We start from the raw sequence: 25148 nt of genomic DNA, 5'->3' as shown, positions 1-25148 counted from the left end.
TTGGCCTGAGGCGGCAGAGATGTTAGCTTAACGTTTTTTTTATTTAAGCATAAGTATCGCATTGATTTTTTTTGCTGTTTTATTATCCCCGCTCAAGATTATTAGTCTTATAAGTGCTGTATTTTTAGGCTGATTTGGTTAGAGTGGGAGGACAAGAGCAAGTGCCATGTTTAGCTTGTCTCTTGAGGAATATATTGACGCTCAAGTTCGATGCATAGGTGTGCAGTGGCCGTTACTGTGACTACATGGGTGGCGATGCAATCTCTTTGTCACGTAACAGAACTTAAGCTCGGTATGACGTAATGGATGAAATAGCGATTAATAAGGATGATTCAATGCCTATCTATCAAGCTCCGCTTCGAGATTATCAATTTATATTAAGTGAGTTACTGTCGATTTATCAGCGCCGCGATCTACAAGGATTCGATGAGATTGATGCGCCATTAGTGGACGCGATTCTACAAGGGGTTGCAGATTTTACTACCGACGTGATGTTGCCATTAAATAGCAGCGGCGATGTCGAAGGCTGCGAAATTGTCGCCGGGCAAGTTCGCACCCCAACAGGTTTTAAAGCGGCCTATCAACAATATGTAGACAATGGCTGGGCTACATTGACCAGCGATCCTGATTATGGTGGCCAGGGGCTTCCCGAGTCGGTGGGGATATTTGCTACAGAAATGAACACCTCCACCAATATGGCGTTTGCCATGTACCCCGGCTTAACTCATGGGGCGTATGCGGCGATTCATGCCCACGGCAGTGAGGCGCTTAAAGCGAAATATTTAGCCAAATTGGTCAGCGGTGAATGGAGCGGCACCATGAACTTAACGGAATCCCATGCGGGAACCGATCTGGCGCTACTTCGTACCAAGGCACACGCGATTGATGAGCAATATTATGCCATTAGCGGCGAGAAAATTTTTATCTCATCGGGCGATCATGACTTGGCCGACAACATAGTGCATTTGGTCTTGGCTCGTCTGCCCGATGCGCCTGCTGGAGTGAAAGGGATCTCCTTATTTGCGGTGCCGAAATATCGCGTCAATGACGATGGCAGCTTAGGCGAGCACAATGGGGTGGTCGCTAGTGCGCTGGAACATAAAATGGGCATTCATGGTAATTCAACCTGCGTGATGGTGTTTGATGGGGCCATGGGGGAACTGGTGGGTAAACCGCACCAAGGTTTACGTGCCATGTTTACCATGATGAATGAGGCGCGCCTTGGGGTGGGAGTGCAAGGCCTTGGCGTATCGGAGATTGCCTACCAAAATGCATTAGCCTATGCAAAAGAGCGGATTCAAGGTCGCGCGCTGAGCGGTGTCAAGGCACCCGAACAGGCCGCCGATCCTATCATAGTGCATGGTGATATTCGGCGTATGTTGATGGCCCAAAAGGCCTTTAATCAAGGGGCGCGAGCCTTAATGGGCCAGCAAGCACTGTGGCTCGATGAGTCCCATCGCGCTAACGATAAGTCACTGGCTGCTAATGCCAGTAAGCTGGCCGCGTTATTTACCCCAGTGGTCAAAGGCTTTGTGACCGACCAAGGGTTTAAGGCCTGTGTCGATGCTCAGCAGGTGTTTGGTGGCCATGGGTATATCCATGAGTGGGGCATGGAGCAATTTGTACGCGACAGTCGTATTGCGATGATCTATGAAGGCACTAATGGCGTGCAGGCATTGGATTTAGTTGGGCGCAAAATACTCAGCGATGGCGGTGCAGCTTTAGCCCTATGGGCTGAGATAGTAACCAGCTTTATCGATGAGCATAAAAGTAATGATGCCATGCTTCCCTATATTATGCCGCTACGTGATGCTTTACAGGAGCTGCAACAGGCCACAAGTTATATCAGTACTCATGCTGGTCACAATCCCGATATCATCGGGGCGGCGTCTATGCCCTATATGCAGATGTTTGGCATTGCCGCGTTAGCTTGGATGTGGGCGAGGATGGCGGCGGTGGCGCTCGAGCATTCCTCGCAAGAGCAGGCGTTTTATCAGGATAAACTGAAAACCGCCGCGTTTTACATGGCGTATTGGGCGGTGCAAACTCGCAGTTTGGGGGCGCAAATTGAGTCCAGTAGTGAGATTATCTGTTCACTGACCGAGGCCGACTTCTAAGCCACCATTTTTAATGACTGCTAGATAATGATATGCCGTGGTCACGCGGCATATCAGGGGGAATGATCACGCCTCTTTTAAAAATTGCAGTAAGCGATTGTTGGCAGGCATCTCATTATCAGCCATTAAGCGCATACCTGCGCGGGCGGCAAGCTGGATTATCCACTCAATGTCGCGAATACCACTGAGAGGATCGCGAGTCTTTAGCCAAGTATCAAATTCACGATTACTGGCGCTGCTGTAGGCTTGTTGATAATTAAACGGCCCGTACAGGCAGCATACTCCTCCTAGAGCTAAATGCTGCGATATCCCCTCAAACATGGCTTCTACCATGGCTTTACTCATAATATGCAAGGTGTTAGCGCTAAAGAGTGCATCAAATTGTTGCGACTCGCAGGGCCAAGGCTGCATAACATCAATAGTTAACGGCAGGGCAAGATTATCAAGGTGGGTCGCTAGGCTCACTCTAAGGCACAGCGGCGCAAGATAGGCGCCTTGATCGCTTGGTTGCCAAGTGAGATGAGGCAACTGCTCGGCAAAATAGAGTGCATGTTGTCCCGTGCCACTGCCGATTTCCAATACCTGAGTGGCCTGAGCAAAGCCGTGGCGTAACACAGATAAAATGGCCTGTTTATTGTTTTCGCAGGCTTGGGAGTAGGGCAGTCCATCAGCTTGATTCATTGCGGCTCTTTTGTGGTGGAGTTGATGGCTCACTTTACCTTAATGGCTTTGGCTGACTCAATAAAAAAGCGCCTCGACGGCGCTTTTTTGACTCATACACAGTGGCTATGTTAATAACCCGCTGTTTCACTGCCAGCTCGGCGTGGATCCGATGCGCCATAGATCCCCTCGGGAGTGACCATAATCGATTGGGTCGAGCCAATGGCATTGCCTATCGTCACTTTGTGGCCTTTGGCCTCTAGTAGCTTAATAGTGTCGCGATTGAGGCTTTTCTCAACCCTCAGCTCATCTGGCAACCATTGATGATGAACTCGGCTGGCATAGCTTGCTTCGGCAATGTTGAGCTTATGGTCAATCACATTCATGATCACCTGTAAGGTGGTGTTGATGATCCGCGAGCCCCCGGGGCTGCCGGTGACAATAAAAGGTTTGCCGTTTTGCATCACTATGGTTGGGCTCATTGAGCTTAACGGGCGTTTATGCCCCTCGACCGCATTAGCATCACCGCCAACTAGCCCATACCCGTTAGGCACGCCGGGTTTTGCCGAGAAATCATCCATCTCATTATTGAGTAAAATCCCTGTGCCTTGAGCCACTAAACCAGAGCCGTAACTAAAGTTAAGGGTGTAAGTGTTCGCGACTGCGTTACCCCATTTATCGACCACAGAATAGTGGGTCGTTTGTGGACTTTCATAGCCTGAGACTTTACCTGGGTTGATAAGATGACTTGGGGTCAATGTTTCTAAGGTGATGGTTTTAGAACGCTGTTTGGCATAGGGCTTACTGATAAGCTCGGCCACCGGCACAGTAACAAAGTCGGGATCGCCTAAGTATTTGCTGCGATCGCTATAGGCGCGCTTCATCACTTCAGCCATCACATGCAGGGTATCGGCGGTGTTATGGCCCATTTTATCGATGGGGAAGGGCTCGAGCATGTTGAGCATCTCTATGATGTGCACGCCGCCCGATGATGGCGGTGGCATAGAGACCACCCGATAACCGCGATATTCGCCACTCACAGGTTCGCGCTCAACCACATGATAGTCGGCCAGATCGGCCAGAGTCATGATACCGCCAGCGTCGGTTACCGCAGTCACGATTTTTTCAGCCGTACTGCCTTGATAGAAGCCTTTACTGCCTTGCTCGGCGATCAGTGTTAGCGAGTGAGCCAGATCCTGTTGTACTAAGGTGTCGCCAATCTCAAAGTTACTGCCATCGGGTCGATAAAAAATCGCTTTCGAACTGGGCCATTGGCTAATGCGACGCTTAAGCCCTGCAAGGGAGGTGGCTAAATCTGGGGTAACGACAATGCCTTGTTTGGCTAAAGAGATGGCCGGGGCAATGACTTGTGCTAGGGTCATGGTGCCATATTGTGTTAAGGCTAATTCCATGCCCATTACGGTGCCGGGCACGCCTACGGCGAGGCCATGTTCACGGCTGAGCTTAGCGACGGCGTCGCCTTGCGCGTTTAAAAACATATCCTTATCGGCTTTTTCGGGCGCGACCTCGCGATAATCGATGGCAATAGTTTTATTGTCTTTAGCGATATGGACCAGCATAAAACCTCCGCCGCCGAGGTTACCCGCGCGCGGTAGGGTAACTGCTAAGGCAAAGCCAACGGCCACGGCAGCATCGACGGCATTGCCTCCTTGCTGCAAAATATCCACCCCAATTCGGGTGGCGAGCGCTTCTTGGCTGGCGACCATGCCATGCTTTGCCCATACCGGTTGGACGGTAGCGCTATTACTGTATATTGATGATTCAGCCGCGTGGCTATACTGGCTTAAGGTGAAAGGCAGTGAAAGCGATAGGGCGATAATGAGGGTGTTCAGTGGGCGCACAATTGATCCTTTGTGTCTAAATTTGTTCCTCAATGTGCCGACTATTGCTGTTAAAATCAAGCCGCTGGCATTATTAATAGTAAGTCATTGCTGTCAAAAGAGTGCCGTTAAAGCTTTTTTGCTACAGCGTACTGTCAACAGGCGGTTATCAAATGAAACATAGCAAGTGATGCTTGCCACAGCGTGTTGCTGCACTTAAACCATCATCCTAAAGGAGTCTTGTGCCCTTGTTTACCTTCACGTGCGTCAGTCAGATAAGTCAAATAGGCCAGCGGCAGTGGGCGCAGTTAATGGGCAGTGATAACCCCTTCAGCCGCTATGAGTTTTTACATGCATTAGAAAACAGTGGCTGCGTGAGTATCGAAACAGGATGGCAGCCGATGCATGTCATCGTCAAGGTGGTTGAGGGGGATGAGACTGTCAATAGCACTACTGGTGCTGAAACTAACCTAGTCGCTGTCATGCCCATGTATCTTAAGACCCACTCCTATGGCGAATATGTGTTTGATTGGGCATGGGCGCAGGCCTATGAGAGGCATCAACTCAACTACTATCCCAAACTCGTTAGTGCCGTGCCTTTCACGCCTGTGACCGGGCCGCGGCTGGCAATATCGACGCAGTTAAATGCCGCACAGGTGCAGGCGTTGTTAACGCAGCTCAGTCGTTACCTTGAACAGCAGGTTGCACGTGTTGCAGGCTCTGGCTGGCATCAACTGTTTCATCCTCACGCCGAGCATCAGCGTTTGGCCAGTACCGGGTGTTTAACCCGCTTGGGCACTCAGTTTCATTGGCATAATCGTGGTTATCATGATTTTAATGCATTTTTAGCGCAAATGAGCAGCCGCAAGCGTAAAAACATCCTCAAAGAGCGACGGCAGTTACAGGATAAATCACTGTATTTTCGGTTTGTTGAGGGGCCGCAGATCACCTGTGATGCATTGCAACATTTTGTGGCGTGTTATCAAGCGACCTATTTTAAACGTTCAGGTCATAGCGGTTATCTTAACTTGGCTTTTTTTACTCAGCTGGTGGCCACCATGGGCGATGCGATACGCCTGTTATTGGTGAGCCAGCAAGAGGAAGGCGATGAGTCTATGATTGCGGCGGCGCTCTATTTTGTCTCTGACAGCACCCTCTATGGGCGTTATTGGGGCACCTTAGTTGAGCTCGATGGGTTGCACTTTGAGGCCTGTTACTATCAGGGGATCGAGTATGCTATTGCTCATGGGTTTAAGGTGTTTGATGCGGGGGCTCAAGGCGAACATAAGGTGTTACGGGGTTTTGAACCGGTGGAAACCTATTCGGCCCATGAGATAGCTCATGGGCAATTTCGCGCCGCCATCGCCGACTTTACCAAGCAAGAGCGGGTACAGGTACAGCATTACATGACACAGCTTAAACAGGCTCTGCCGTACAAAAAAGGGCAAGAGTGAAGCAGTTTACGTTAGAGGCTAGCGTCTAGCCTAGCGCCAGCCAGCAACCCACACCCACCATTAAGCTTCCGGCGATGCGGTTGAGCCACTTAATATTGTCACCACGGCTTAAAAACAGTTTGAGGGATTTACCGCCGCTGGCATAAGCCAACATGCTAACAAATTCGGTCAACATGATGACGGATAACAGCATCATCATTTGCGGCGCAATGGCGTTATCGACATTGATAAAAGGCGGCAGTAAAGAGATCATAAAGGCCCAGCCCTTAGGGTTGGCGATGGCGGTGACAAAGCCTTGAGTAATAAGGGCGCGATTACTGATAGAGGTTGAGGTTTCTAAACGGGCGAGTTTACCTTTGGCGCGCCACATCTGCACCCCGATAAAGGCGAGGTAGAGGCCACCAACCCATTTTAAGATCTCAAATATCTGGGGGTAATTGAGCATCATGCTGGCCACGCCCATTACGGCGGCAATGGCCACGAGTGCCACGCCCACCAATTCACCTATCATCATCCACAGGGTGCGGCGTACGCCAATGCTCATGCCTAAGGTCATGGCTAAGGTCATGCACATGCCTGGGGTTATCGAGACAAAGAAGAAGGTCGGTAAAAATACCGCAATAAGAATGTGTTCAGACATGGCGATAAGGACTAATCAGTGAATATAAACAGGCCGCTAGTGTAGTGATTTATCGCTTGGGTGCCAATAAAAAAACCAGCCCTTGAGCTGGTTTTTAGTATCCTATGAGAGCCGGTGGACTTTAGAGCACACCGCGGCGCACTTGGTCGCGCTCAATGGACTCAAATAACGCCTTGAAGTTACCTTCACCGAAACCTAAGTTATTTTTGCGTTGAATAATCTCGATAAAAATGGGCCCAAATAGGTTTTTGGTGAAAATCTGCAATAGATAACCCTCTTCATCCCCATCGACCAGAATTTGGTGATGCTTAATACGTTCTCTGTCTTCGGTGACTTGTGGCAGCTTGTCAAAGATGGTGTCGTAGTACTCGGGAATGATGTCTAATGTTTCAATCGAGCTGCCTTCCATCGCATCGAGCGAGGCCACTATGTCGCGGCTGCGAAAAGCCAGGTGCTGTACACCCGGGCCATCATACTCTTTTAAATATTCATCTATTTGGTTTCTATCATCGCCTTTCCCCTCATTGATTGGGATACAGAAACTGCCATCGGGTGAGCGCAGTGCATAGGAGATCAATGCCGTTTGCGAGCCTTTGATATCGAAATAACGCACCTCGGTAAAGCCAAATATTTCTTTATAGAAATTAGACCAATGCTCCATGGTGCCTTTGTAGACATTATTGGTCAGGTGGTCGACTTCGATAAAACCTTTCTCTTGGGTGATAACAGGCTCATCTAAGTCAATAAAGTCATTGGCATAAATGTTGTTTTGCTCACCAAAGGTGTCGATAAAATAGATAAGACTGTCGCCAATACCGTAAATTGCAGGATAGGGCAGATCTTTCGCCGCTGCTGTAGCAGGTTTTGCGCCGCGCGCCACGGCACCGTCAAAGGCAAATTGAGCGTCTTCCACCCGCCAGCCCATAGAACTAATCGCAGGGCCATGCTTTTTGGCAAAGGCGCAGGAGAAGCCTTTTTTGTCATTATTCAACAGAAAGTTGATGTCATTTTGTTTGTAGTAAAAAATCTCTTTCTGCTGATGTTTTTTTAATTTAGAGAAACCAAAGTCGATAAATACCTGATGCATAAACTCGCTATCAGGCGTGCAAAATTCAGTAAATTCGATACCTAAGAGTCCTAGGGGATTTTGTTCGCTTGCCATGTCAATGTCCTCGTTCAATATGTTATCTCGCCGCTGTGTGTTGAACCATCGGCTTGAGCTGTGTCGGCAGCTTGGCTACCATGAGTGATTATTGTTTTTCTTCTATCCACGAGCGGTTGTAATCTGGGCTCATACAAGTTTGTACGTGCTGGGTGAGTTGTAGTGGGGCGAACGTATCGACCATAACGGCATATTCATATGTTTCGGTTTTGCCAATGGAAGCTTCGGTTCGTCCCGGTTGGGGCCCATGTGGTACCCCTTTTTGATGCAAGGTGAGGTAACCGGCTTCAATGCCTGTTCGGCTCATGAAGTCGCCGTCGACGTAATAGAGCACCTCGTCACTGTCAATATTGTTGTGGTAGTAAGGTGCCGGGATCGACTGGGGATGAAAGTCATAAGGGCGCGGCACAAAGTTACAGATGACAAAATTATGGCCACTAAAGACCAAATGCTCAGAGGGAGGCAGGTGAATTTGCCCCACTTTAGGTGCGTAATCTTGGATGTTAAATGCCCATGGGTAAACACAGCCGTCCCAGCCGACTAAGTCAAATGGGTGCCATTCCAGTTGGGTGAGCTGGTAGCGCTCGCCAAATTTAGACACCAAGGGAAATGTCCCTTGCTCTACTGTGGCGTCTTGCAAGGTTGGCACCCGAATATCGCGCTCGCAATAGGGCGCCGATTCAGTCAGTTGACCATATTCGTTACGAAAATGTTTGGGCACTTCCACCATGGAAAAGGACTCAATCACCAACAGGCGGACATGATCAACATCGGTAAATTTAAGTTGGTAGGTAGTGCCTCGTGGGATCACCAGATAATCCCATTTTTTGACACTAATGGTGCCATATTCGCTGTAAAGCATGCCTTGCCCTTCATGAATAAACACCACTTCGTCGGCATAGGCATTACGATAAAACTCGTCGGTATCTTGAGTGACTTTGGCGGTATAGATCGCCACATCATTATTGAAAAAAATCTTATTACGGGCGGAGAAAAAGTGGCCTTGGCGATCCACTTGCTTTGAGTCAAGTTTGTAGTTTTGGATCAGTGGATCTTGCCAAGTTTCGCCGTGGTTTAATTCATAAGGCGCCACAGTTAATGCTTTGGTGGGCATATTGTGATGATATTTATTAGAGTAAATATTGGCAAAGCCGTGGGTAGAAAACAACTCTTCACGATAAAGTTCACCGTTGTCTTTTTGAAAGGTGATGTGACGCTTGTGTGGGATCTGCCCCTGCTTAACATAAAACGGCATACTGTTCTTCCTCGGTGCTTTAACAGCACACAGATCTTGTTGTTATTGTGGTGAACGCATTTTTTGTGACCGAGTTATCAATTTAGTTGCTAGCAATAACAAAAAAAAGAATAATAAATAGCTTAACTTAATCTAATAATTAGATGGTTGTATTTGCTTTACGCTTTGGAGGGCTGATGAAAATTGATATTGAAGCATTTAAGGTACTCGAAGTACTGGTAGAAGAGGGCAGCTTTGCCAAGGCGGCAGAACGTTTACACAAGGCGCAATCGGCTGTGAGTTATCAGGTTAAAAAACTAGAGCAACACTTAGGTGTAAAGCTTTTTTGTCGGGATAAGTATCGGGCCGAATTAACTGCAGAAGGTAAGGTTATGTTGGCCGAGGGGCAAAGGCTGCTGCAGTATCTGGGGAATATTGAACATTTAGCCAGCCGATTTAGCCAAGGCTGGGAGCCTAAATTGGAATTGGTGGTCGACGGTTCTTTACCTATGGAGCCGATAATGCGGGCGCTTAAGCAAGTGGCCGAGCAGAATATCCCCACCAAGATCCAGCTTAATGTAGAATTTTTAGGGGGGGTACAACACAGGTTTGAGCGTGACGCCGCCGATCTTATGCTGGTGAAGGACTATCGTTCTGGTCCTAACTATTGTCCTCAACCTTTGCCCATCATTAACAGTGTGCTGGTGGTCAGTCGCGAACACCCACTTGCCGCGATGCAACAGGTGGCCTTATTTGAGTTATTGCAACATGTCGAGCTCACCATTCAAGATTCATCCCCCAGTGTGCACCACAGTGACCAACTACAGTTTGGCGGCGACAAGGTGTTTTATTTATCTGGTTTTATTATGAAGAAAAATGCGCTGCAGATGGGCTTGGGTTTTGGATGGATGCCTGAATTTTTGATTCAAACCGAACTGACCTCGGGGGAGTTAGTGGAAGTGGACTTTATCGGCGCCAGTCGTTACAGCTTTACTCCGCAACTTGTCTCCACCATGGAGCGGCCTTTAGGCCGGGCTGGTCGTCTATTTACCGATCTGATTTTACAGGAGTTTGCACTGTATCAACACTCGCAGTGTAAGGTGGTTTAATTCCTATTACCCTACCAGCGTACCTGTTTAGTCTGGCTTCATTTCTGATACTACAGCAGCTCTTGCACGCCGCAGCCCTCTCGAATTATGATCCGCCGCAGGCTTATGCTCAGCCGTTAAGCTATGGTTCAGCTGCATTGACTTAGCCTAATACCCCGTTAGTTGGTAAAGGTGACGTGCTTATCTCTTTTGTCGTTAGTTTAGTGCCACGCGCCACATTGTTGGTTGCGAGTCCTGATATTTCGCTTTAGGAGGTCGGTATGAGTGATATTATGTCATTACAAATCTCTGCATTATATGCGCAATATGCTCAGCATTTTACCCAAGGTGAACACCTTGTATGTAGCAGTAAACTGCATGCTTTTACTGAACAGTTGCACGAGAGTGGCCTGTTACTAGAGTGCTTGGACTGGAATGATTGGTATCAAAATAGCCATCTTATCGATAGGCCTGAATATATTGGTGATGCTAGCTTGCAAGAGTGTCAGTTATTATTGACCGCTATGACGCGTCTTGAGCGCTTTAGTGTAGGTTTGCTCGATAATATGCGTCGCCAAGGCGTGTTATTAGCCATTTTAGAGCGACTCAACCAAATGATCCATAACTAATCAAACGCTAACATAACAATTAATTGAATTAAATTATTATTTTACAAGGCATTTCTTAAATGCTTGTCGGAGTGATGCTCGCTTGGCAATGTGACTGTGCTAACAATGAATAACGCGCAGTAACGAATTACTGCGCGTTATTTACCTTACTTAGCCTTTCCTATTGGCCCAACGCTTATCTAACCAAAGTGCCGATTGTTTCATCTGGCGTTGACTGAGTTTGAGCCAACGCCTTGCCCATGGGTATTCAATACTCAATACTGCGAGCCCTACAGGCAGTAGTAACCATGCAGGGCCTGGCAGTATTATTAGCACAGCACCAAGCAATACTAAGCTGCCTCCTATCATGGCGATAACCATCTTACGCAATGGGTTACCCATTAATTAATACTCCATAAATAGTGAACAGCAGGTTGAGTTAAGCGGCTTTGGTTTTGATGGTTTGTCCTATTGGCGTTAGGCTGAGTAGGGCCAGTTTTAAATGCTGGAGCCCAAACGGAATGCCGATAATGCTGACAAATAAAGCCAGTGCATGGACAAGATGACCTATCGCTAACCAGAAACCAAATAATAGAAACCAGATGACATTGCCTATCATACCCAGTGGACCGGTGCCTAGATCCTCAACGCCAGTTAAAGCTTTACGGTTGTGGCTTTCTTGACCAAAGGGCCAAAAAGCCATTTCACCAATCACAAAACAGGCGCGGCCAAAGGGAATGCCAATAATACTGATAAAACAGAGTATGCCGGCTAACCACCAGGCTAACCCCATCACTAACCCACCTAAAATAAACCATGCAATATTGAGTAGTAAACGAATGACGGTCATTGAGCGCTCCTGTTATTGTTTTCACTTATGCTATCGATGTCGCCAGTAAGGGCGAATGTGTCTCACGCTATTTCAGTATTGTTAATCACCTATAAATGCAATCAAGCGATAATCATGCCAATATTTAACCTGCTGTTTATTATTGCTTTTTAATTTTCATTACACGCATAGATGGGATTTTTCACTACTGCTTAGCACATCAGACTAACAAATAAGCGGGAGCATGCTATCAACAGTGCACCGCCATAGCGTCGCTAAGGTACTTGAGATTGAAGTTAGCCAAGGCGTAACAGCCCGTGTAAAATGGAGTTCTTTATCTATGATCGGCTTATGATACAACTGACTGATACACCAGTACATGTGCTACATGTTGATGGGCATGATGTTTTTGTCAAACGAGATGACTTACTCCATCCGGCTTTTTCTGGTAATAAGGCGCGCAAGTTTGCCTATTTTCTCGAGCAGGACTTCCCCAGTATTGACACTTTGGTGGGATATGGCTCACCCCAAGCGAACTCACTCTATTCTATGTCCGCACTGGCTAAACTCAAGGGCTGGCAATTACAGTTTTATGTCGATCATATCGCCAGCCACCTCCTTAACAATCCGCTGGGTAATTACCGTGCAGCGTTGCAAAATGGCGCTAAGATTATTGACTTAAGTCAGTGCCTAGATAGGGGACAGCATGATTGCGCGGATTATATTGAGCAATGTGTATTACCGGGCCGTGACGAGCTGTTATTTATTCCAGAAGGTGGACGTTGTCATTATGCAGAACCTGGGGTGCGGCAATTAGCATGTGAGATCATAGCGTGGAAACAGGCCGAGCAGTTAAGTCAGCTTACGGTTTTTTTACCTTCGGGGACGGGAACCACAGCGCTATTTTTACAAAAGAGTTTTACCGAACTCGATGATAGCATTCAAGTAATGACATGCTCAGCCGTTGGCGGGGATGATTACCTTAAGCTGCAATGGCGAATGTTGGCTAGCGATGAGTCTATGTTTCCTCAAATTTTGAGCCCGAATAAACGTTACCATTTTGGTAAGCTTTATCCCGAATTTTTCCAAGTATGGCAAAAGCTTAAGCAAGCTGGAATGGAGTTTGAATTACTGTACGATCCACTCGGCTGGCTAGTATTACTGCACTTTCTTGCAAATAAGCCAATGGCTAAGGTGCTTTATGTACATCAAGGTGGATTACTGGGGAATGAGTCTATGTTGCCGAGATACAGGCGCAAATATGGGGGGTAATATCACTTGGCTAGGTCAGTATCTGTGAAAGTGATACAACCTAGGCCAAATGAAGTGTGCTGAGTCGTTGACGAATGATGTCAATCCTACTTGTTGCGTTAGCAACCTTCGATACGATGAGAGGAGGTGTATCGAATAGCCTGAGATTTATTTATTGCTTGAAAGTAACCATTTCATAAACTGTAACGCTTCGGTACGTTTTGAAAAGGTTTGTCTATTTTTACCAACACTGTCAGTAAATGCGATAGACGTTTTGTTTGATGATATCGAGGCCACTGGAAAATTAACCGTGATCTCTTGACCGTTCATATTGTACGACATAGGCCATACTCCTTTAATAATGACTGCTTGGTTAGCAGTTGAAATTTAATAATAAAAATATCCTTAGCTTTAGCGAAAGATGAATTCTAAGTTACTGAGACTATCCATTTCTTTAGCGCTAATCAAGTCGACGTTGTGGCTTAATCTGATAATCGTTGTTAGACAGATCACAACATTGAATTGTTAGCCTATAGAGTTAACCATCGTTTGATGACAAATCTATGACAAAAGAGATGCTGCTGATTTTTGTTGGATGCGATGACTGAAGGGTCGAGCTATACAAGCAAATGGGGCAGGAAGTTCAATTGAGCGAGTATATCGACAAGTTAACCTTTGTCAACATATTGCTGTCATTATTGTTGTTTTATTTCATTCGTTAGCCTTATCGCTATCATTATGTGCATTTTACGCAACATACGTGAGTGGCTAAGTGAATGATTGAACCGTGCCTTTTTAGCGGTGTGCTGTTTAGGTATTGTTTTATTAAGGCTTGTTTGCTCAATGAGTGCTTTGAATATTATCTATTATGCTTGCCTAGGGCCTGTTGATCTTTCAAGCTTGTTGTTACAGCGAATTGTTGGGTATTTATACAAGGCAGAAGCTTTGTGGTGTAGTTATTCCACATAAAAAGCTAAGAACGCAGTAGAAATACTCAACAAATGCTGCCCGAAAGGGTTGGCTAAAATCATTTGACTCTTTGTTAAGTGAATTTTGCTTAGATGGCTAGGCTGTAATCCATTCGCCTCGATTAACACGTTTTTGTCTCGAACAACATTCAACCAGCAAAGATCAATAGGCCCTAGGTTTTATGCTGGAGTTGGTTGAATAACCTTATGACAACTGGTCACTGGCAATATGATGGCGATGGCAGAGGTTAGCTTAATACTTTTGATTAGGTAAAGTAGCGGAAATGTCATTAAAAATATAGATAACATGTGATCTTCAATGGCTTAAGGTGATTCTAAATCCCGCTATACGAGTTATAATCAACGCAAAATAAGTACACACATTTAAAAGCAGTAACGGGATGATGTATGGCTAAGGTGTTAGATTCAGTTGATCAAAGAACAAAATTGGTGGGTGAAAATCGTTTAGAGCTCTTATTGTTCCGTATTAATGCCACCCAATTGTTCGCCATTAATGTCTTCAAAGTGAAAGAGGTCGTTAAACTGCCGGCGTTAAGTCATCTTCCTGGTAGCCATGACAGTATTAAAGGGGTGGCCAATATCCGCGGCGTATCGATTCCAGTGATCGATTTACGTCGTGCCATTGGCTATCAGCCGATGGCAGAGAACCTTGAGGCTAATTTAATCATCACTGAATATAACCGCAGCGTGCAAGGTTTTATGGTGGGTAAGGTTGAGCACATCATTAACATGACCTGGGGCGACATTATGCCGCCTCCGAAAACCGCTGGTAGTAACAGTTATTTAACCGCTATTACTAAAATTGAGGTCGATGGTGGAACACAATTAGTGTCAATTATCGATGTAGAAAAGGTGCTGGCTGAGATCATCCATTACGATATCACGCTATCTGATGGCGTGTTAGATGAGTCATTGGTTGAGAATATGGTGGGGCGCAAGATTTTAATTGCCGATGACTCCTCAACAGCTAGGCGGCAAATTAAAGAGACCTTAATGCCCTTGGGTATCGAAGTGATAGAGGTATCTGACGGTTTGCAAGCGCTGAAGTTGTTGCAAAGCTGGTGTGATGAAGGGATTAACGTTTACGATGAGATTTTGATGTTGATAACCGATGCAGAAATGCCTGAAATGGACGGTTACCGGCTCACCCATGAGATACGTAATGACAAACGCATGCAGGCATTATTCATCACCCTCAATACCTCACTCAGTGGTAGTTTTAATCATGCTATGGTCGAAAAGGTGGGCTGTAATAAATTTATCTCAAAGTTCCAGCCGGATTTATTGGTCGGTGTGGTGCAAGATCGTCTCAGGCAGTTAGTCGAGGCTTAAATGTGATTTTCTTGGCTGGCGATGTCAGCCAAGATTTGCCGTTTGACGGCTTGAGTACTAACGATATTAAGGCGGCAGACTCTGACCGCGTAGGCAAAACGCTCTCGCCCGACGAGCGTTACAATATCATGTAAAAAGTGGCGGTCTAACCCCAGCATCTGGCTGTAATGCTCTACAGCATTAGCAATACTGCGATATTGAACCCCATCAAATTCAAACGCCAGTTGATAATCTTGATTGTCAATCAGCACTCCATCGATGCTCAGTGGCCAAGGCGCAACACTTACGCGGGTTTTAGCCACTTGATACATAAACCAAGCACTCTTTTTAAACCCCTCAAACACCTTACACGAAAACTCAGACTCGGCGAGTTCTTGCTCTGTCCAGTTTTCACCAATGGCTAAATGTTTAGCATAAATGCGCATTAATTCATCTTTAACTGCCATATGGCAATCCCAAATAGAGGTTAATGGCGAGCGTTTGGCAATGTTGAGGCACTCTTTACAGCAGGGGACGGCTAATGAGGGATGGGGAGTGTAAGGCTGTGCTTCATAATGCAGCACGCAATCGCAAGGTTCACTGCAAAACCAACAGGTGTGACGTTGCTCAAATGGGATATCGATTAACGGGATATCAGCAGACAAGGGAAGTTCCCTCGGCTACTGACATCACTACAATAAGACTTGCCAAGGAATTATTCTTGCTCGATATCGACTAAGTTTTTAGCTAGGTCGATAGGATCTAACTCTAAGCACTCTTGCTCAGCTATCCAGTCAACGCCCACTAAGACGCCATCATCATGTAGATCTTTAACCCAGTATTCTAAAAACTCTTCTAGGCTAATAGCCGCGGGTTGATAATCTTGCCATTCGTCGGTGCAATGCACTTTTGCCTGTGCTTCACTTGACCACAGCGGCATCACATCCGTTTCTTCATATTCTGAAGAGTCACATACCACCCAGCCTTCGCCAGTTTCGTCTTGAAGACCCCAAACGGCTTGGTGTTCTTTTACGTTGTCGATAAAACTTGCTAATACGGGATTGCTATCAGTCATGTTGCTCTCTTAGAAGTCGATTAAAAACGGCCCTATTATACGCCAAGTGAGTGCTCGACCAAGTGATTGTTTTATGAAAAAGTGCACTATTTAAACGCTCACTCTTAAAAGCGGCAATTCCAACAATAATTAATCATAAAATACTTAGTATTAATAGTTTCTATCGCTATGATGTCAGTACGCTATCATCTTTTTTAGGCTGTCAGTTATTGGGTAGCGTGTATATTCAGCCCTAATATTGTGGAGTCCCTATTTTGACTAAAATGTTCACCCTTGCCTCAATCATGTTTGCCTCGAGTCTCAGTGCTTTTTCAGCCTTGGCTGTTGACCCCATTAATGCGGAACAAGATTTCAATGTTTGCGTCGATAATCTAAAACAGCAAGCCATAGCCGCTGGCATTTCGACCAAAACCATTGATGAAACCTTGGGTCAGGTTAAGTATGTGACACGCGTTATTGAGCTGGATAAAAAGCAGCCTGAGTTTAGTCAAACATTTGAAAATTATTTTACTAAGCGCGTGACCGATTGGCGTGTACAAGAAGGGCGCCGTTTATTAAAGCAACACGGTCCATTACTGAGTCAATTACAACAGACCTACGGCATTCCTCCTCAGTATTTGATGGCTTTTTGGGGGCTGGAAACTAATTTTGGCTCTTATAAAGGTAAGATGCCAGTGATTGATTCGCTTACTACATTGGCCTGCGATCAACGTCGTAGCCGTTATTTTAGTGGCGAGTTACTTCAGGCATTGAAACTCAAGGAAGCCTATCAGTTTGATACCAGTGACATGGTTGGCTCGTGGGCGGGCGCCATGGGACACACTCAGTTTATGCCGTCGGCTTATGCACAATATGCGGTCGATGGCGATGGCGATGGTAAAGCCGATTTATGGAACAGTACTGCCGATGCGCTTAGCTCAGCGGCCAATTTTTTAAAACAATTAGGCTGGGCACGTAATGAGCGCTGGGGCCGTGAAGTCTTGGTGCCTAACGCCTATGATTATCGTTATTTGGGTAGCAAAGCCACCTTACCACTGACCCAGTGGGCGACACTTGGGTTAACGAAAGCTAATGGGCAGCCGTTGTCGACCCCAGATATGCAGGCGGCCTTATATTTACCGGCAGGTCATACAGGCCCTGCATTTTTAGGCTATGACAATTTTAATGTGATCATGCGTTGGAACCGCTCTGAATTTTATGCCATCGCGGTAGGGCATTTAGCCGACCGTATTAATGGCGCGGCGCCATTACGTGTAGCGCCGCCGCAACAAGCGAATATCAGTCGTGACAAGCTCAAAGCGTTACAGACTAAGCTCAATGAAAAAGGGTTTGATGTTGGCACTCCAGATGGCGTACTTGGGCGTAATTCGCGCTCCGGTTTACAGGACTATCAGCGCAGCGTGGGATTAATTGCCGATGGTTTTCCAAGTGATGAAACCTTCAAGCTGCTGGGGTTGGAATAATCATCGAGCGCTGCATGATGCGTCCATGGCGGTGGTCATGGTTGCCTTAGCCTAATTAAATCGTGCCAAGGTAGTGATAGCGCTAGAGCAATGAAACAAGTTTTGTTAAGCTCTGGCGAATTTTATTTTTGAACAGAGACAAAGGATCCTTGATGAGCATTAAAGATGATATGGTGGTGCAGTTTAACTACACGTTACGTGACGAAGCGGGCGACGTGCTTGAGACCAACGAAGGGCTAGATCCCATCGCCTATCTTCATGGTCATGACAATATGATGCCCGGTGTCGAAAATGCCATTACCGGTCGTGACGTGGGTGACAGTTTCTCAGTGACATTGCCACCAGAGTTGACTTACGGTATTCGTAATGAGGATGCAGAGCAGCGGGTTTCAGTTAAGCATCTTCAGGGCGCTAAAGTGTGGAAACCCGGCATGCGCGCCATTATCAACACTGATCAAGGTCAGCGCCAAGTGACCGTAGTTAAAGTGGGTAAGTTTATGGCGACCGTGGATGTTAATCATCCTTTAGCCGGTCGCGAGTTAACCTTTGACTTAACGATTGTCGATGCGCGCGAAGCCAGTGCCGAAGAGATTGCTCATGGTCACGCCCACGGGGTTGGCGGCCATCACCACTAAATCTTTAATGCCTTAGCCTCAGTGATTCAGCACTGAGGCTAAGGTGAAAATTAAGTGCCATATCGCTAAAAACCCAGACAAGCGTTTGGGTTTTTTTATGTTCATACTCAACGCTAGAAGACGGGTCCAATAATGGTGATTAATTTCGCTCAAGGTAAGATTGTGGTGTCGATGCAGGAGATCCAAATATTGCTTTCGGCAACAGGCGTGTCGTTATATGCCATGGCAGAAGACATTAAGCTGATGCGCAGCGCGCTCACCTTAGTGGCCGATGCAGGCGCGGTACGTTGGAGCATTAAACTCGACTCTATCGAACAGTTCGATGACGTGGCAAGCGAGCTTGGCATTGATGGCTAAGCTCGCTGGCAACTTAAGCTACTAGATCAATATTTTATAATGGTGGCTCTCACTAAGCATATTCTCATGGCGCATTGAAACGACCTTAATCACGACCATGGGGACTGAGTAGATCCAGCCTTGGCCCTACAGGCACAATGCGGGTGGGATTAATTTGCCCATGGCTGAAATAGTAGTGCTGCTTAATGTGTTCAAAATTAACCGTTTCTGCAATCCCAGGGTATTGATACAGTGCTTTCATATAAGCGTGAATGGCAGGCATATCGGCCAGCCTGTTGCGGTTGGTCTTAAAGTGGCCCACGTACACAGCATCGAAACGGATAAGCGTGGTAAACAGGCGCCAATCGGCTTCGGTGATGGTGTCACCAGTGAGATATCGCTGGGTCGTCAGGCGTTGCTCTAAAGTATCGAGCGCACTAAACAGGGTATCAAATGCCTGCACATAGGCGTGTTGAGTGGTCGCAAACCCGACTCGATAGACACCATTATTAATGGTTTGGTATATCCAATCATTTAGCGTATCGATTTCAGTTCGAAGTTTACTGGGGTAAAAGTCGCTGGTATTGCCAGTAATATCGTCAAATGTATCGTTAAACATACGGATGATCTCCGCCGACTCGTTACTGACAATGGTGTTGTGGTGCTTATCCCACAAAACAGGGACGGTAACTCGGCCACTATGATCCGCTTTTGCTTGTTGATACAGTTGATACAGATAATCACGGCCATTAAGGCTATCTGGCTCAGCCCCGTCAATATGTATGGCATCACTACTCTGGTTTGGCCCACTAAACTCCCAGCCATTAGCCAACATATGCGGCTCCACTACGGTCACATCGATATGTGATTGCAGTGACTTTAATGACCGAAAAATTAAGGTGCGGTGTGCCCACGGGCAGGCCAGCGAAACATAGAGATGGTAACGGCCCGATTGAGGTTCAAATTTAGGATGAGGGTTGTCAGGGGTTGGCTTTGTTATCCAATGACGAAAGGCGGCATCTTCTCTTACAAATTGCCCCGCGGTTTTTTCTGTGTCGTACCATTGGTCGACCCACTTACCACCTTGTAGTAATCCCATTAGTTTGCCTCATTATTTGCTGGTCTATTGAGTGTATAAGTCCACCAACGAAATAAAAAGGCCAGAAAACGGCCTTAAAATATCGAATTTTTCGAATAGTTGGGTGTGTTGAGCCTTCCTGTTATGATTGCGCACCAGCGGGTTGGCTTAATTTTTGTTGGCCATTCCTTTTAAGTGTGCTCAATGGCGAGGTGAGAACCATTGGTGAGTAAGGCTATCGTTTCGGTGGCGCTTCAGATAACAACCTAAACCGTGACACTCATTTTTCGACTGCGCGTGTGTGAATCGAACAACATTGGCATCATCGCTGCAGTCATCACAACCATAAACAATCCACAATCTCTTGTTAAAGGATATAAAAATGTCGAATCAGCCATTAGAGCAGATCACCATAGAACCCAAATTTCCCGCTAAAGCCTGTGTGATCTGGTTACATGGATTGGGAGATTCTGGGGCCGGTTTTGCCCCAGTCGTCCCCATGTTAGGCATGCCAGATGCGCTAGCTGTGCGGTTTATTTTCCCCCATGCGCCAAGTATGGCCGTGACCATTAATCAAGGTTATGTCATGCCTGCTTGGTATGATATCAAGGGGATGGAGATGGATAATCGCGCCGATATGCCAGGCGTGCTGCATTCTGAGAAAGCCATCGCCGCTTTAATCGATCGACAGGTAGCGGCGGGGATCCCAGCAGAGAACATTGTCTTAGCAGGCTTCAGTCAAGGTGGGGTGATGAGCCTATTTACCGGATTGCGATACCCTAAAAAATTAGCTGGGATCATGGCGCTCTCTTGTTATCTGCCAACAGGTAATGCATTACCAACGCAGCTAAGTGAAGCAAATTTAACGACGCCTATTTTACAGCAGCACGGTGAGCAAGATGAGGTGGTGCCGTTATCTTTAGGATTGGCGGCGTTTGAGCTTATTCGAGCCGCAGGTTACCCAACCCAGTGGCAAACCTACCCTATGGGGCATAGCGTGCTGCCAAATCAGTTACAAGATATTGGCCGCTGGTTGACTGACTGTTTAAGCTAAGCACAAATTAACTCCCTATAATCAGCCATGATGCGACATAAACGGCTCAAGTTCCGTGCGGCGTTAGGCCGTCTTCTTCGAGTCAATCGCTAATGCTATATCGCGCTATCCAGTCACCTAAGTTACACGCGCCGCAATTTATTGTTGTGGCGCGCAGTTAAGCATCCACAAATCGGCATCGCTCCTATTGACGCTTTACCAGCATTAATGACCTTCAGTTAACCAATAAAATGCATAAAAGTTTCATCTCCGTAGCAATCACGGGAGGATTGTTACTGTTTTGTTGTTTTGAGTAGAGGATGCTGGGTTATAGATACTTGACTGATGTAAGTGATTTAAATGTAGCGATTTTATTTCAAAGTGAAGTGCCAATGAGCGTGTTTGTTTTCACTTTTAAACACCCTTGTTTTTGTTAACGAACAATGATTTTAATAAAATTGTTTTAAAATAATGAGTTAGCTCAAGCTTGTTCATAAAAATGCCACAATTTAGGTGTAATGTTTGTTATTATATTGGCTGGCGATAACTCCGATTCGCCGGCACAAGAATAATGGTTATTAAAAACTAAAATTAGGGGTTGATGTAATAATGAATAAGCTTATTAAAGGATTAGTTGCGACAGCAGTGCTCGCTGCACTTGCTGGTTGTAATAGCGATGATGATCAAGTTAAAACAGCATGTGAACTTGCAGGTGATGCTTGTAAAACATTTACTGTGATCCACACCAACGATAACCACGGTCGTTTTTGGCAAAACAGCAAAGGCGAATATGGTATGGCCGCTCGTATGACGGTCATCGAACAGATTAAAGACGAAGTTGAAAGCCGTGGTGGCCAAGCCATCGTTTTGTCTGGTGGTGATATCAATACCGGTGTTCCAGAGTCTGATATGCAACAGGCTATTCCCGATTTTGTCGGTATGAACCTACTGGAATACGATGCAATGGCTGTGGGTAATCATGAGTTTGATAACTCATTAGATGTGCTCGATATGCAGCAAACGCTGGCGAGATTCCCCATGTTAGCGGCTAACATTTACCATAAGAATAGTGATGAGCGCTATTTTGAACCCTACCGTGTGTTTGAACTTGATGGGGTTAAAGTGGCCATTGTCGGTTTCACAACCGTTGATACACCAAAGATCGTTAACCCGGAAAATGTTGAGCCACTAAGCTTTACCGATCCACAGGTCGAGCTTAAAAAAGTATTAGCTGAAATTGAACAAAATGAAACTGTGGATATGGTATTTGCACTAACCCACATGGGCCATTACGCCAACGGTAATCATGGTACAGAGGCCCCAGGTGATGTGTTGTTAGCCCGCTCGGTGGAGGCTGGCCAATTACAAGCCATTATTGGTGGTCATTCGCAAAATCCAGTGTGTATGGAAGGCAGCGAATATGCCGACTTCAAACCTGGTGATGAGTGTAAACCTGATGTGCAAAATGGCACCTATATCATGCAAGCCCACGAGTGGGGCAAGTATGTGGGCCGCGCCGATTTTGAATACCTTGACGGTGAGTTAACGCTGGCAAGTTATCAGTTGATCCCAATTAACTTAAAGACCAAAGATGACGCTGGTGAATTGGTCTACGTGACCGAAGAGATTGAGCAAGACCAAGATGTGTATGCCATGCTCAAGCCTTACCAAGAGCGCGGTCAAGAGTTGCTTGATGTGGTGATCTCGTACACCGATGGGGTATTTGAAGGGGAGCGAAATATAGTACGTGGTCAGCAAACTAACCTAGGTCAATTGCTGACAACTGCATATTCTGAATTTGTGACCAATAACTTTAATGTGACGGCCGATTTTGGCGTAATGAACTCAGGCGGTATTCGCGCATCGATTGCACAAGGTGATATTTCTTATCGTGATGTACTGACCGTGCAGCCATTTGGTAACTTTGTGTCATACGTCACCATGACCGGCGCTGAAGTGCAAGATTACCTGGCCGCTGTTGCTGTTAAAACCGGTGGAGGTTACCCACAATTTAACAAAGTCGCAATGGACGTTAATTGTGATGCAGGGACTGTCGATATTGCTCAATTAGGTGGCCGCGCCTTTGACCTAGAGCAAAATTACACCTTTGCACTGATCCACTTTAGTGCAGCGGGTGGTGATGATTACCCTATCGTTAACCAACACCCAAATTATATTGACACCCAGTTGACCGATGCCGCGGTATTCCGTGATTACTTCGTTAAAAACCCAAGCCTATCGATAGTCGATTATGCGCCGGTAGATGGCGAGCTCACGTTCACTAAAGCGGGTAAAGTTGTTGCAAGTTGTGCAGCAGAGTAATGACATGATTTAACTAGCACCTTGCTATGCCAGAGGCGTTAGGGTTATTACCTTACACTTTACAGCGTGAAAGCAGCCGCAAGGCTGCTTTTTTATTGGCGGTTAATAGATAAGTTAGACGCGATAAAATTTTTTGCAGTGATGACTTGAAAACAATTTTGCCTATCCCTATATAGTCTGTAGGAAGCGCTCGACGAGGCTTTCGGGTTGACTGAAGTACAGTGCCTTTGGGGCTGTGCAATCGACCATTAACAGGGCTGTCACCCTCATTGAATTAACGTTACTAGAGAGACAGTCAAACGGTGCGACTCAAGCCCACTATATGGGTGGTCGGCCAAATTTTCACTATATTGCTTAATACAAGGATATAAAAATGCGTAATTATGATCTATCTCCACTTTATCGCAGTGCCATTGGTTATGACCGTTTAGCTCAGCTTGCAGAGCATGCAGCAGCGAACAAAGGTAACTCAGGTTACCCACCTTATAACATCGAGCTACTCAGCGAAAATCGTTACCGTATTACCATGGCTGTAGCCGGCTTTTCGATGTCAGAATTAGAGATCACCAGCGAAGGTGATAAATTGATTGTGAAGGGCACAAAGGCGGAACAAGCCAATGAACAACGCAAATACTTATACCAAGGTATTGCTGAGCGTGGTTTTGAGCGTACATTCCAGTTAGCCGATTATGTCACCGTGATTGGTGCCGATTTAGAAAACGGCTTACTCAATATCGATCTCAAACGTGAGATCCCTGAGATGCTCAAACCTCGTAAAATTGAGATCAACCACTCAGGTTTACTCAATAAAGAGTAATACCGCCTTAGCCAATGCGGCTTAGCCTGCATTGCTCACACAAACAAAAAAGGGAGCCTTGGCTCCCTTTTTTGTACTCAATCGGTGCTAATGACGCATAACACCTTACAACCTACGCCTCAGGATAAGCTCATGAGGCGGTTATTTTTCCGCCGATAACCCCGCCATAATGGTTTCGTGTAAAAACGCACTAAAATCGTCGCCATGGTTGGCTAGCATCTTAGGAAACATAGAGATTGGAGTTAAGCCCGGAAAGGTATTGATCTCATTGAGTAAGATCTCACCTTGCTCGGTTAAGAAAAAGTCGATACGTGACAAATGACGCAGTTTCATGCCATCAAATACTTTGATGGCATACTGCTGTATTTGTTGGGCGATAGCCGGCGAAACATCGGCAACCACTTGTGTAGTGGCCTTACTGTTAGCTGCATATTTTTCATCGAAAGTATAAAAAGTGTCGCCAGCACAGATCACTTCACCGGGCAGGGTCGCCACTGTCTGCCCTTTATATTGATAGACAGCCACCTCTAATTCCCGAGCCTTGATGGTTTTTTCAACTACCACATAGGGGGAATATTGAAAGGCATCGGTCAGCGTAGTTTGGATAAGCGCTGCATCATCAACTCGGTAGCAGCCAACAGATGAGCCTTGTGAGGCGGCTTTAATGAAAATTGAGCCCCAGTCCGCCAAGGCTTGCTGCGTTTGTTCAATGGCGTCGTCATCGAGTTGATTTAAAAACAGGTAGGGGGTATTGGGGATCCCCAGTGCGCTAAACCACATTTTTGCGGTGACCTTGTTAAAACAGTTACTCGAACCTTCTGAGTTACAGCCAAAATAGGGCAGTTTTATGAGTTCAAAATAGGATTGAATATCACCCGTTTCACCCGGATAGCCATGTATACAAGGGATGACGTAATCCACAGGCCAAGGCGCTATGCTGTCATCTTCGAAACGGATCTCTTTACGATTAGTGAGCTCACAGTGGTGGCCGTCTTTGGTGGTGTACTGACCATGGCCGTCAAGTTCGACACGTAGCACATTCACCTGGTCTAATTTTGCCAGCGAAGTTTCAAAATAGTTAGCTGACAACAGTGAGATAGCGTGTTCATCACCACCACCACCACATAACAATAATAGATTGGTCGGACTCATCGGGTCTCCGTTTACAACTGAATGTAGATGTTATGATGCACTATGACGCGCTA

24 protein-coding genes are annotated in these 25148 nt (G+C 46.2%); 12 read left to right on the top strand and 12 right to left on the bottom strand.

What is annotated here, in order from left to right:
• Nucleotides 1-335 precede the first annotated feature (335 nt).
• Complete coding sequence (locus tag DN599_RS12910) at nucleotides 336-2117, top strand: acyl-CoA dehydrogenase C-terminal domain-containing protein (RefSeq protein ID WP_110458003.1); 1782 nt, start codon at nucleotides 336-338, stop codon at nucleotides 2115-2117.
• A gap of 66 nt (nucleotides 2118-2183) precedes the next feature.
• Here DN599_RS12910 and DN599_RS12905 read toward each other — a convergent pair whose 3' ends face one another.
• Together DN599_RS12905 and ggt are read right to left on the bottom strand one after the other, a co-directional pair.
• The gene (locus DN599_RS12905) at nucleotides 2184-2798 is read right to left on the bottom strand and encodes a DUF938 domain-containing protein (RefSeq protein ID WP_110458002.1); all 615 of its coding nucleotides are present in this window, start codon (nucleotides 2796-2798) and stop codon (nucleotides 2184-2186) included.
• Nucleotides 2799-2908: 110 nt separating this feature from the next.
• Nucleotides 2909-4639: a gamma-glutamyltransferase gene (gene ggt, locus DN599_RS12900; RefSeq protein ID WP_110458001.1), complete on the bottom strand. Its 1731-nt coding sequence runs from the start codon at nucleotides 4637-4639 to the stop codon at nucleotides 2909-2911.
• A gap of 221 nt (nucleotides 4640-4860) precedes the next feature.
• Here ggt and DN599_RS12895 point away from each other — a divergent pair, with 221 nt between their 5' ends.
• Nucleotides 4861-6072, top strand: a complete 1212-nt coding sequence (locus DN599_RS12895) for a GNAT family N-acetyltransferase (protein WP_420820868.1) — start codon at nucleotides 4861-4863, stop codon at nucleotides 6070-6072.
• 25 nt (nucleotides 6073-6097) lie between these two features.
• Here DN599_RS12895 and DN599_RS12890 read toward each other — a convergent pair whose 3' ends face one another.
• From DN599_RS12890 to DN599_RS12880, 3 genes are all read right to left on the bottom strand, one after another.
• Nucleotides 6098-6712, bottom strand: coding sequence for a LysE family translocator (locus DN599_RS12890; protein WP_110458000.1), 615 nt, complete (start codon nucleotides 6710-6712; stop codon nucleotides 6098-6100).
• Between the two features lie 121 nt (nucleotides 6713-6833).
• Nucleotides 6834-7874, bottom strand: coding sequence for a 4-hydroxyphenylpyruvate dioxygenase (gene hppD / locus DN599_RS12885; protein WP_110457999.1), 1041 nt, complete (start codon nucleotides 7872-7874; stop codon nucleotides 6834-6836).
• Nucleotides 7875-7962: 88 nt separating this feature from the next.
• Nucleotides 7963-9129, bottom strand: a complete 1167-nt coding sequence (locus tag DN599_RS12880; RefSeq protein WP_110457998.1) for a homogentisate 1,2-dioxygenase — start codon at nucleotides 9127-9129, stop codon at nucleotides 7963-7965.
• Between the two features lie 176 nt (nucleotides 9130-9305).
• Here DN599_RS12880 and DN599_RS12875 point away from each other — a divergent pair, with 176 nt between their 5' ends.
• Together DN599_RS12875 and DN599_RS12870 are read left to right on the top strand one after the other, a co-directional pair.
• A complete protein-coding gene (locus DN599_RS12875; RefSeq protein WP_110457997.1) occupies nucleotides 9306-10217 on the top strand; it encodes a LysR family transcriptional regulator in 912 nt (303 codons plus the stop codon).
• A 260-nt stretch (nucleotides 10218-10477) separates the two neighbouring features.
• Nucleotides 10478-10825: a DUF6508 domain-containing protein gene (locus tag DN599_RS12870; protein ID WP_110457996.1), complete on the top strand. Its 348-nt coding sequence runs from the start codon at nucleotides 10478-10480 to the stop codon at nucleotides 10823-10825.
• Nucleotides 10826-10975: 150 nt separating this feature from the next.
• Here DN599_RS12870 and DN599_RS12865 read toward each other — a convergent pair whose 3' ends face one another.
• The gene (locus DN599_RS12865; protein WP_110457995.1) at nucleotides 10976-11206 is read right to left on the bottom strand and encodes a PGPGW domain-containing protein; all 231 of its coding nucleotides are present in this window, start codon (nucleotides 11204-11206) and stop codon (nucleotides 10976-10978) included.
• 37 nt (nucleotides 11207-11243) lie between these two features.
• Nucleotides 11244-11654: a YccF domain-containing protein gene (locus DN599_RS12860; RefSeq protein ID WP_110457994.1), complete on the bottom strand. Its 411-nt coding sequence runs from the start codon at nucleotides 11652-11654 to the stop codon at nucleotides 11244-11246.
• Between the two features lie 330 nt (nucleotides 11655-11984).
• Here DN599_RS12860 and DN599_RS12855 point away from each other — a divergent pair, with 330 nt between their 5' ends.
• Entirely contained in the window at nucleotides 11985-12905 is a 921-nt protein-coding gene (locus DN599_RS12855) for a 1-aminocyclopropane-1-carboxylate deaminase/D-cysteine desulfhydrase (RefSeq protein ID WP_204165130.1), read from the top strand.
• Nucleotides 12906-13052: 147 nt separating this feature from the next.
• Here DN599_RS12855 and DN599_RS18745 read toward each other — a convergent pair whose 3' ends face one another.
• Nucleotides 13053-13226 carry a hypothetical protein gene (locus DN599_RS18745; protein ID WP_110457992.1) on the bottom strand — a complete coding sequence of 58 codons (174 nt, stop codon included), beginning with the start codon at nucleotides 13224-13226 and terminating at the stop codon, nucleotides 13053-13055.
• 1034 nt (nucleotides 13227-14260) lie between these two features.
• Between DN599_RS18745 and DN599_RS12845 the strand changes: the two genes are divergently transcribed.
• Complete coding sequence (locus tag DN599_RS12845) at nucleotides 14261-15205, top strand: chemotaxis protein CheV (RefSeq protein WP_110457991.1); 945 nt, start codon at nucleotides 14261-14263, stop codon at nucleotides 15203-15205.
• Here the strand turns inward: DN599_RS12845 and DN599_RS12840 are convergent.
• Nucleotides 15202-15849, bottom strand: coding sequence for a hypothetical protein (locus DN599_RS12840; protein WP_110457990.1), 648 nt, complete (start codon nucleotides 15847-15849; stop codon nucleotides 15202-15204). The genes DN599_RS12845 and DN599_RS12840 overlap by 4 nt on opposite strands.
• A 50-nt stretch (nucleotides 15850-15899) precedes the next feature.
• Nucleotides 15900-16259, bottom strand: coding sequence for a DUF2750 domain-containing protein (locus DN599_RS12835; RefSeq protein ID WP_110457989.1), 360 nt, complete (start codon nucleotides 16257-16259; stop codon nucleotides 15900-15902).
• Between the two features lie 284 nt (nucleotides 16260-16543).
• On the opposite strand from DN599_RS12835, the gene DN599_RS12830 reads away from it, so the two are divergent.
• The 3 genes from DN599_RS12830 (at nucleotide 16544) to DN599_RS12820 (ending at nucleotide 18714) form a co-directional block, all read left to right on the top strand.
• A complete protein-coding gene (locus DN599_RS12830) occupies nucleotides 16544-17722 on the top strand; it encodes a lytic murein transglycosylase (protein WP_373317395.1) in 1179 nt (392 codons plus the stop codon).
• A 152-nt stretch (nucleotides 17723-17874) separates the two neighbouring features.
• Nucleotides 17875-18357, top strand: coding sequence for an FKBP-type peptidyl-prolyl cis-trans isomerase (locus DN599_RS12825; protein WP_110457987.1), 483 nt, complete (start codon nucleotides 17875-17877; stop codon nucleotides 18355-18357).
• Nucleotides 18358-18489: 132 nt separating this feature from the next.
• The gene (locus DN599_RS12820; RefSeq protein ID WP_110457986.1) at nucleotides 18490-18714 is read left to right on the top strand and encodes a DUF3389 family protein; all 225 of its coding nucleotides are present in this window, start codon (nucleotides 18490-18492) and stop codon (nucleotides 18712-18714) included.
• Between the two features lie 85 nt (nucleotides 18715-18799).
• On the opposite strand, the gene DN599_RS12815 is transcribed toward DN599_RS12820, so the two are convergent.
• Nucleotides 18800-19792 (bottom strand): glutathione S-transferase family protein, encoded by a 993-nt coding sequence (locus DN599_RS12815; protein WP_110457985.1) that lies wholly within the window; start codon nucleotides 19790-19792, stop codon nucleotides 18800-18802.
• A gap of 361 nt (nucleotides 19793-20153) precedes the next feature.
• On the opposite strand from DN599_RS12815, the gene DN599_RS12810 reads away from it, so the two are divergent.
• From DN599_RS12810 to DN599_RS12800, 3 genes are all read left to right on the top strand, one after another.
• Entirely contained in the window at nucleotides 20154-20825 is a 672-nt protein-coding gene (locus DN599_RS12810) for an alpha/beta hydrolase (RefSeq protein ID WP_110457984.1), read from the top strand.
• A 585-nt stretch (nucleotides 20826-21410) separates the two neighbouring features.
• Nucleotides 21411-23126, top strand: a complete 1716-nt coding sequence (ushA, locus tag DN599_RS12805) for a bifunctional UDP-sugar hydrolase/5'-nucleotidase UshA (protein ID WP_204165135.1) — start codon at nucleotides 21411-21413, stop codon at nucleotides 23124-23126.
• 373 nt (nucleotides 23127-23499) lie between these two features.
• A complete protein-coding gene (locus DN599_RS12800; protein ID WP_110457982.1) occupies nucleotides 23500-23943 on the top strand; it encodes an Hsp20 family protein in 444 nt (147 codons plus the stop codon).
• A 141-nt stretch (nucleotides 23944-24084) separates the two neighbouring features.
• Here DN599_RS12800 and DN599_RS12795 read toward each other — a convergent pair whose 3' ends face one another.
• Nucleotides 24085-25095 carry a D-alanine--D-alanine ligase gene (locus DN599_RS12795; RefSeq protein WP_110457981.1) on the bottom strand — a complete coding sequence of 337 codons (1011 nt, stop codon included), beginning with the start codon at nucleotides 25093-25095 and terminating at the stop codon, nucleotides 24085-24087.
• Between the last annotated feature and the right edge of the window lie 53 nt (nucleotides 25096-25148).

Origin of the sequence: Shewanella algidipiscicola (genome assembly GCF_900380485.1) — a bacterium.
Classification (GTDB): Bacteria; Pseudomonadota; Gammaproteobacteria; order Enterobacterales; family Shewanellaceae; genus Shewanella; species Shewanella algidipiscicola.
The sequence above is the reverse complement of the archived record's forward strand: the minus strand, read 5'-3'. Positions and strand labels throughout refer to the sequence as shown.

Bases quoted from the DNA above. Each gene is read 5' to 3' on its own strand.
- DN599_RS12905 (WP_110458002.1), bottom strand. From the start codon at position 2,798: ATGAATCAAGCTGATGGACTGCCCTACTCCCAAGCCTGCGAAAACAAT.
- DN599_RS12880 (WP_110457998.1), bottom strand. From the start codon at position 9,129: ATGCCGTTTTATGTTAAGCAGGGGCAGATCCCACACAAGCGTCACATC.
- DN599_RS12800 (WP_110457982.1), top strand. From the start codon at position 23,500: ATGCGTAATTATGATCTATCTCCACTTTATCGCAGTGCCATTGGTTAT.
- DN599_RS12810 (WP_110457984.1), top strand. From the start codon at position 20,154: ATGTCGAATCAGCCATTAGAGCAGATCACCATAGAACCCAAATTTCCC.
- DN599_RS18745 (WP_110457992.1), bottom strand. From the start codon at position 13,226: ATGTCGTACAATATGAACGGTCAAGAGATCACGGTTAATTTTCCAGTG.
- DN599_RS12875 (WP_110457997.1), top strand. From the start codon at position 9,306: ATGAAAATTGATATTGAAGCATTTAAGGTACTCGAAGTACTGGTAGAA.
- DN599_RS12860 (WP_110457994.1), bottom strand. From the start codon at position 11,654: ATGACCGTCATTCGTTTACTACTCAATATTGCATGGTTTATTTTAGGT.
- DN599_RS12865 (WP_110457995.1), bottom strand. From the start codon at position 11,206: ATGGGTAACCCATTGCGTAAGATGGTTATCGCCATGATAGGAGGCAGC.
- DN599_RS12870 (WP_110457996.1), top strand. From the start codon at position 10,478: ATGAGTGATATTATGTCATTACAAATCTCTGCATTATATGCGCAATAT.
- DN599_RS12815 (WP_110457985.1), bottom strand. From the start codon at position 19,792: ATGGGATTACTACAAGGTGGTAAGTGGGTCGACCAATGGTACGACACA.
- DN599_RS12830 (WP_373317395.1), top strand. From the start codon at position 16,544: ATGTTTGCCTCGAGTCTCAGTGCTTTTTCAGCCTTGGCTGTTGACCCC.
- DN599_RS12825 (WP_110457987.1), top strand. From the start codon at position 17,875: ATGAGCATTAAAGATGATATGGTGGTGCAGTTTAACTACACGTTACGT.
- DN599_RS12855 (WP_204165130.1), top strand. From the start codon at position 11,985: ATGATACAACTGACTGATACACCAGTACATGTGCTACATGTTGATGGG.
- hppD (WP_110457999.1), bottom strand. From the start codon at position 7,874: ATGGCAAGCGAACAAAATCCCCTAGGACTCTTAGGTATCGAATTTACT.
- DN599_RS12820 (WP_110457986.1), top strand. From the start codon at position 18,490: ATGGTGATTAATTTCGCTCAAGGTAAGATTGTGGTGTCGATGCAGGAG.
- DN599_RS12910 (WP_110458003.1), top strand. From the start codon at position 336: ATGCCTATCTATCAAGCTCCGCTTCGAGATTATCAATTTATATTAAGT.
- DN599_RS12795 (WP_110457981.1), bottom strand. From the start codon at position 25,095: ATGAGTCCGACCAATCTATTATTGTTATGTGGTGGTGGTGGTGATGAA.
- DN599_RS12835 (WP_110457989.1), bottom strand. From the start codon at position 16,259: ATGACTGATAGCAATCCCGTATTAGCAAGTTTTATCGACAACGTAAAA.
- DN599_RS12845 (WP_110457991.1), top strand. From the start codon at position 14,261: ATGGCTAAGGTGTTAGATTCAGTTGATCAAAGAACAAAATTGGTGGGT.
- DN599_RS12890 (WP_110458000.1), bottom strand. From the start codon at position 6,712: ATGTCTGAACACATTCTTATTGCGGTATTTTTACCGACCTTCTTCTTT.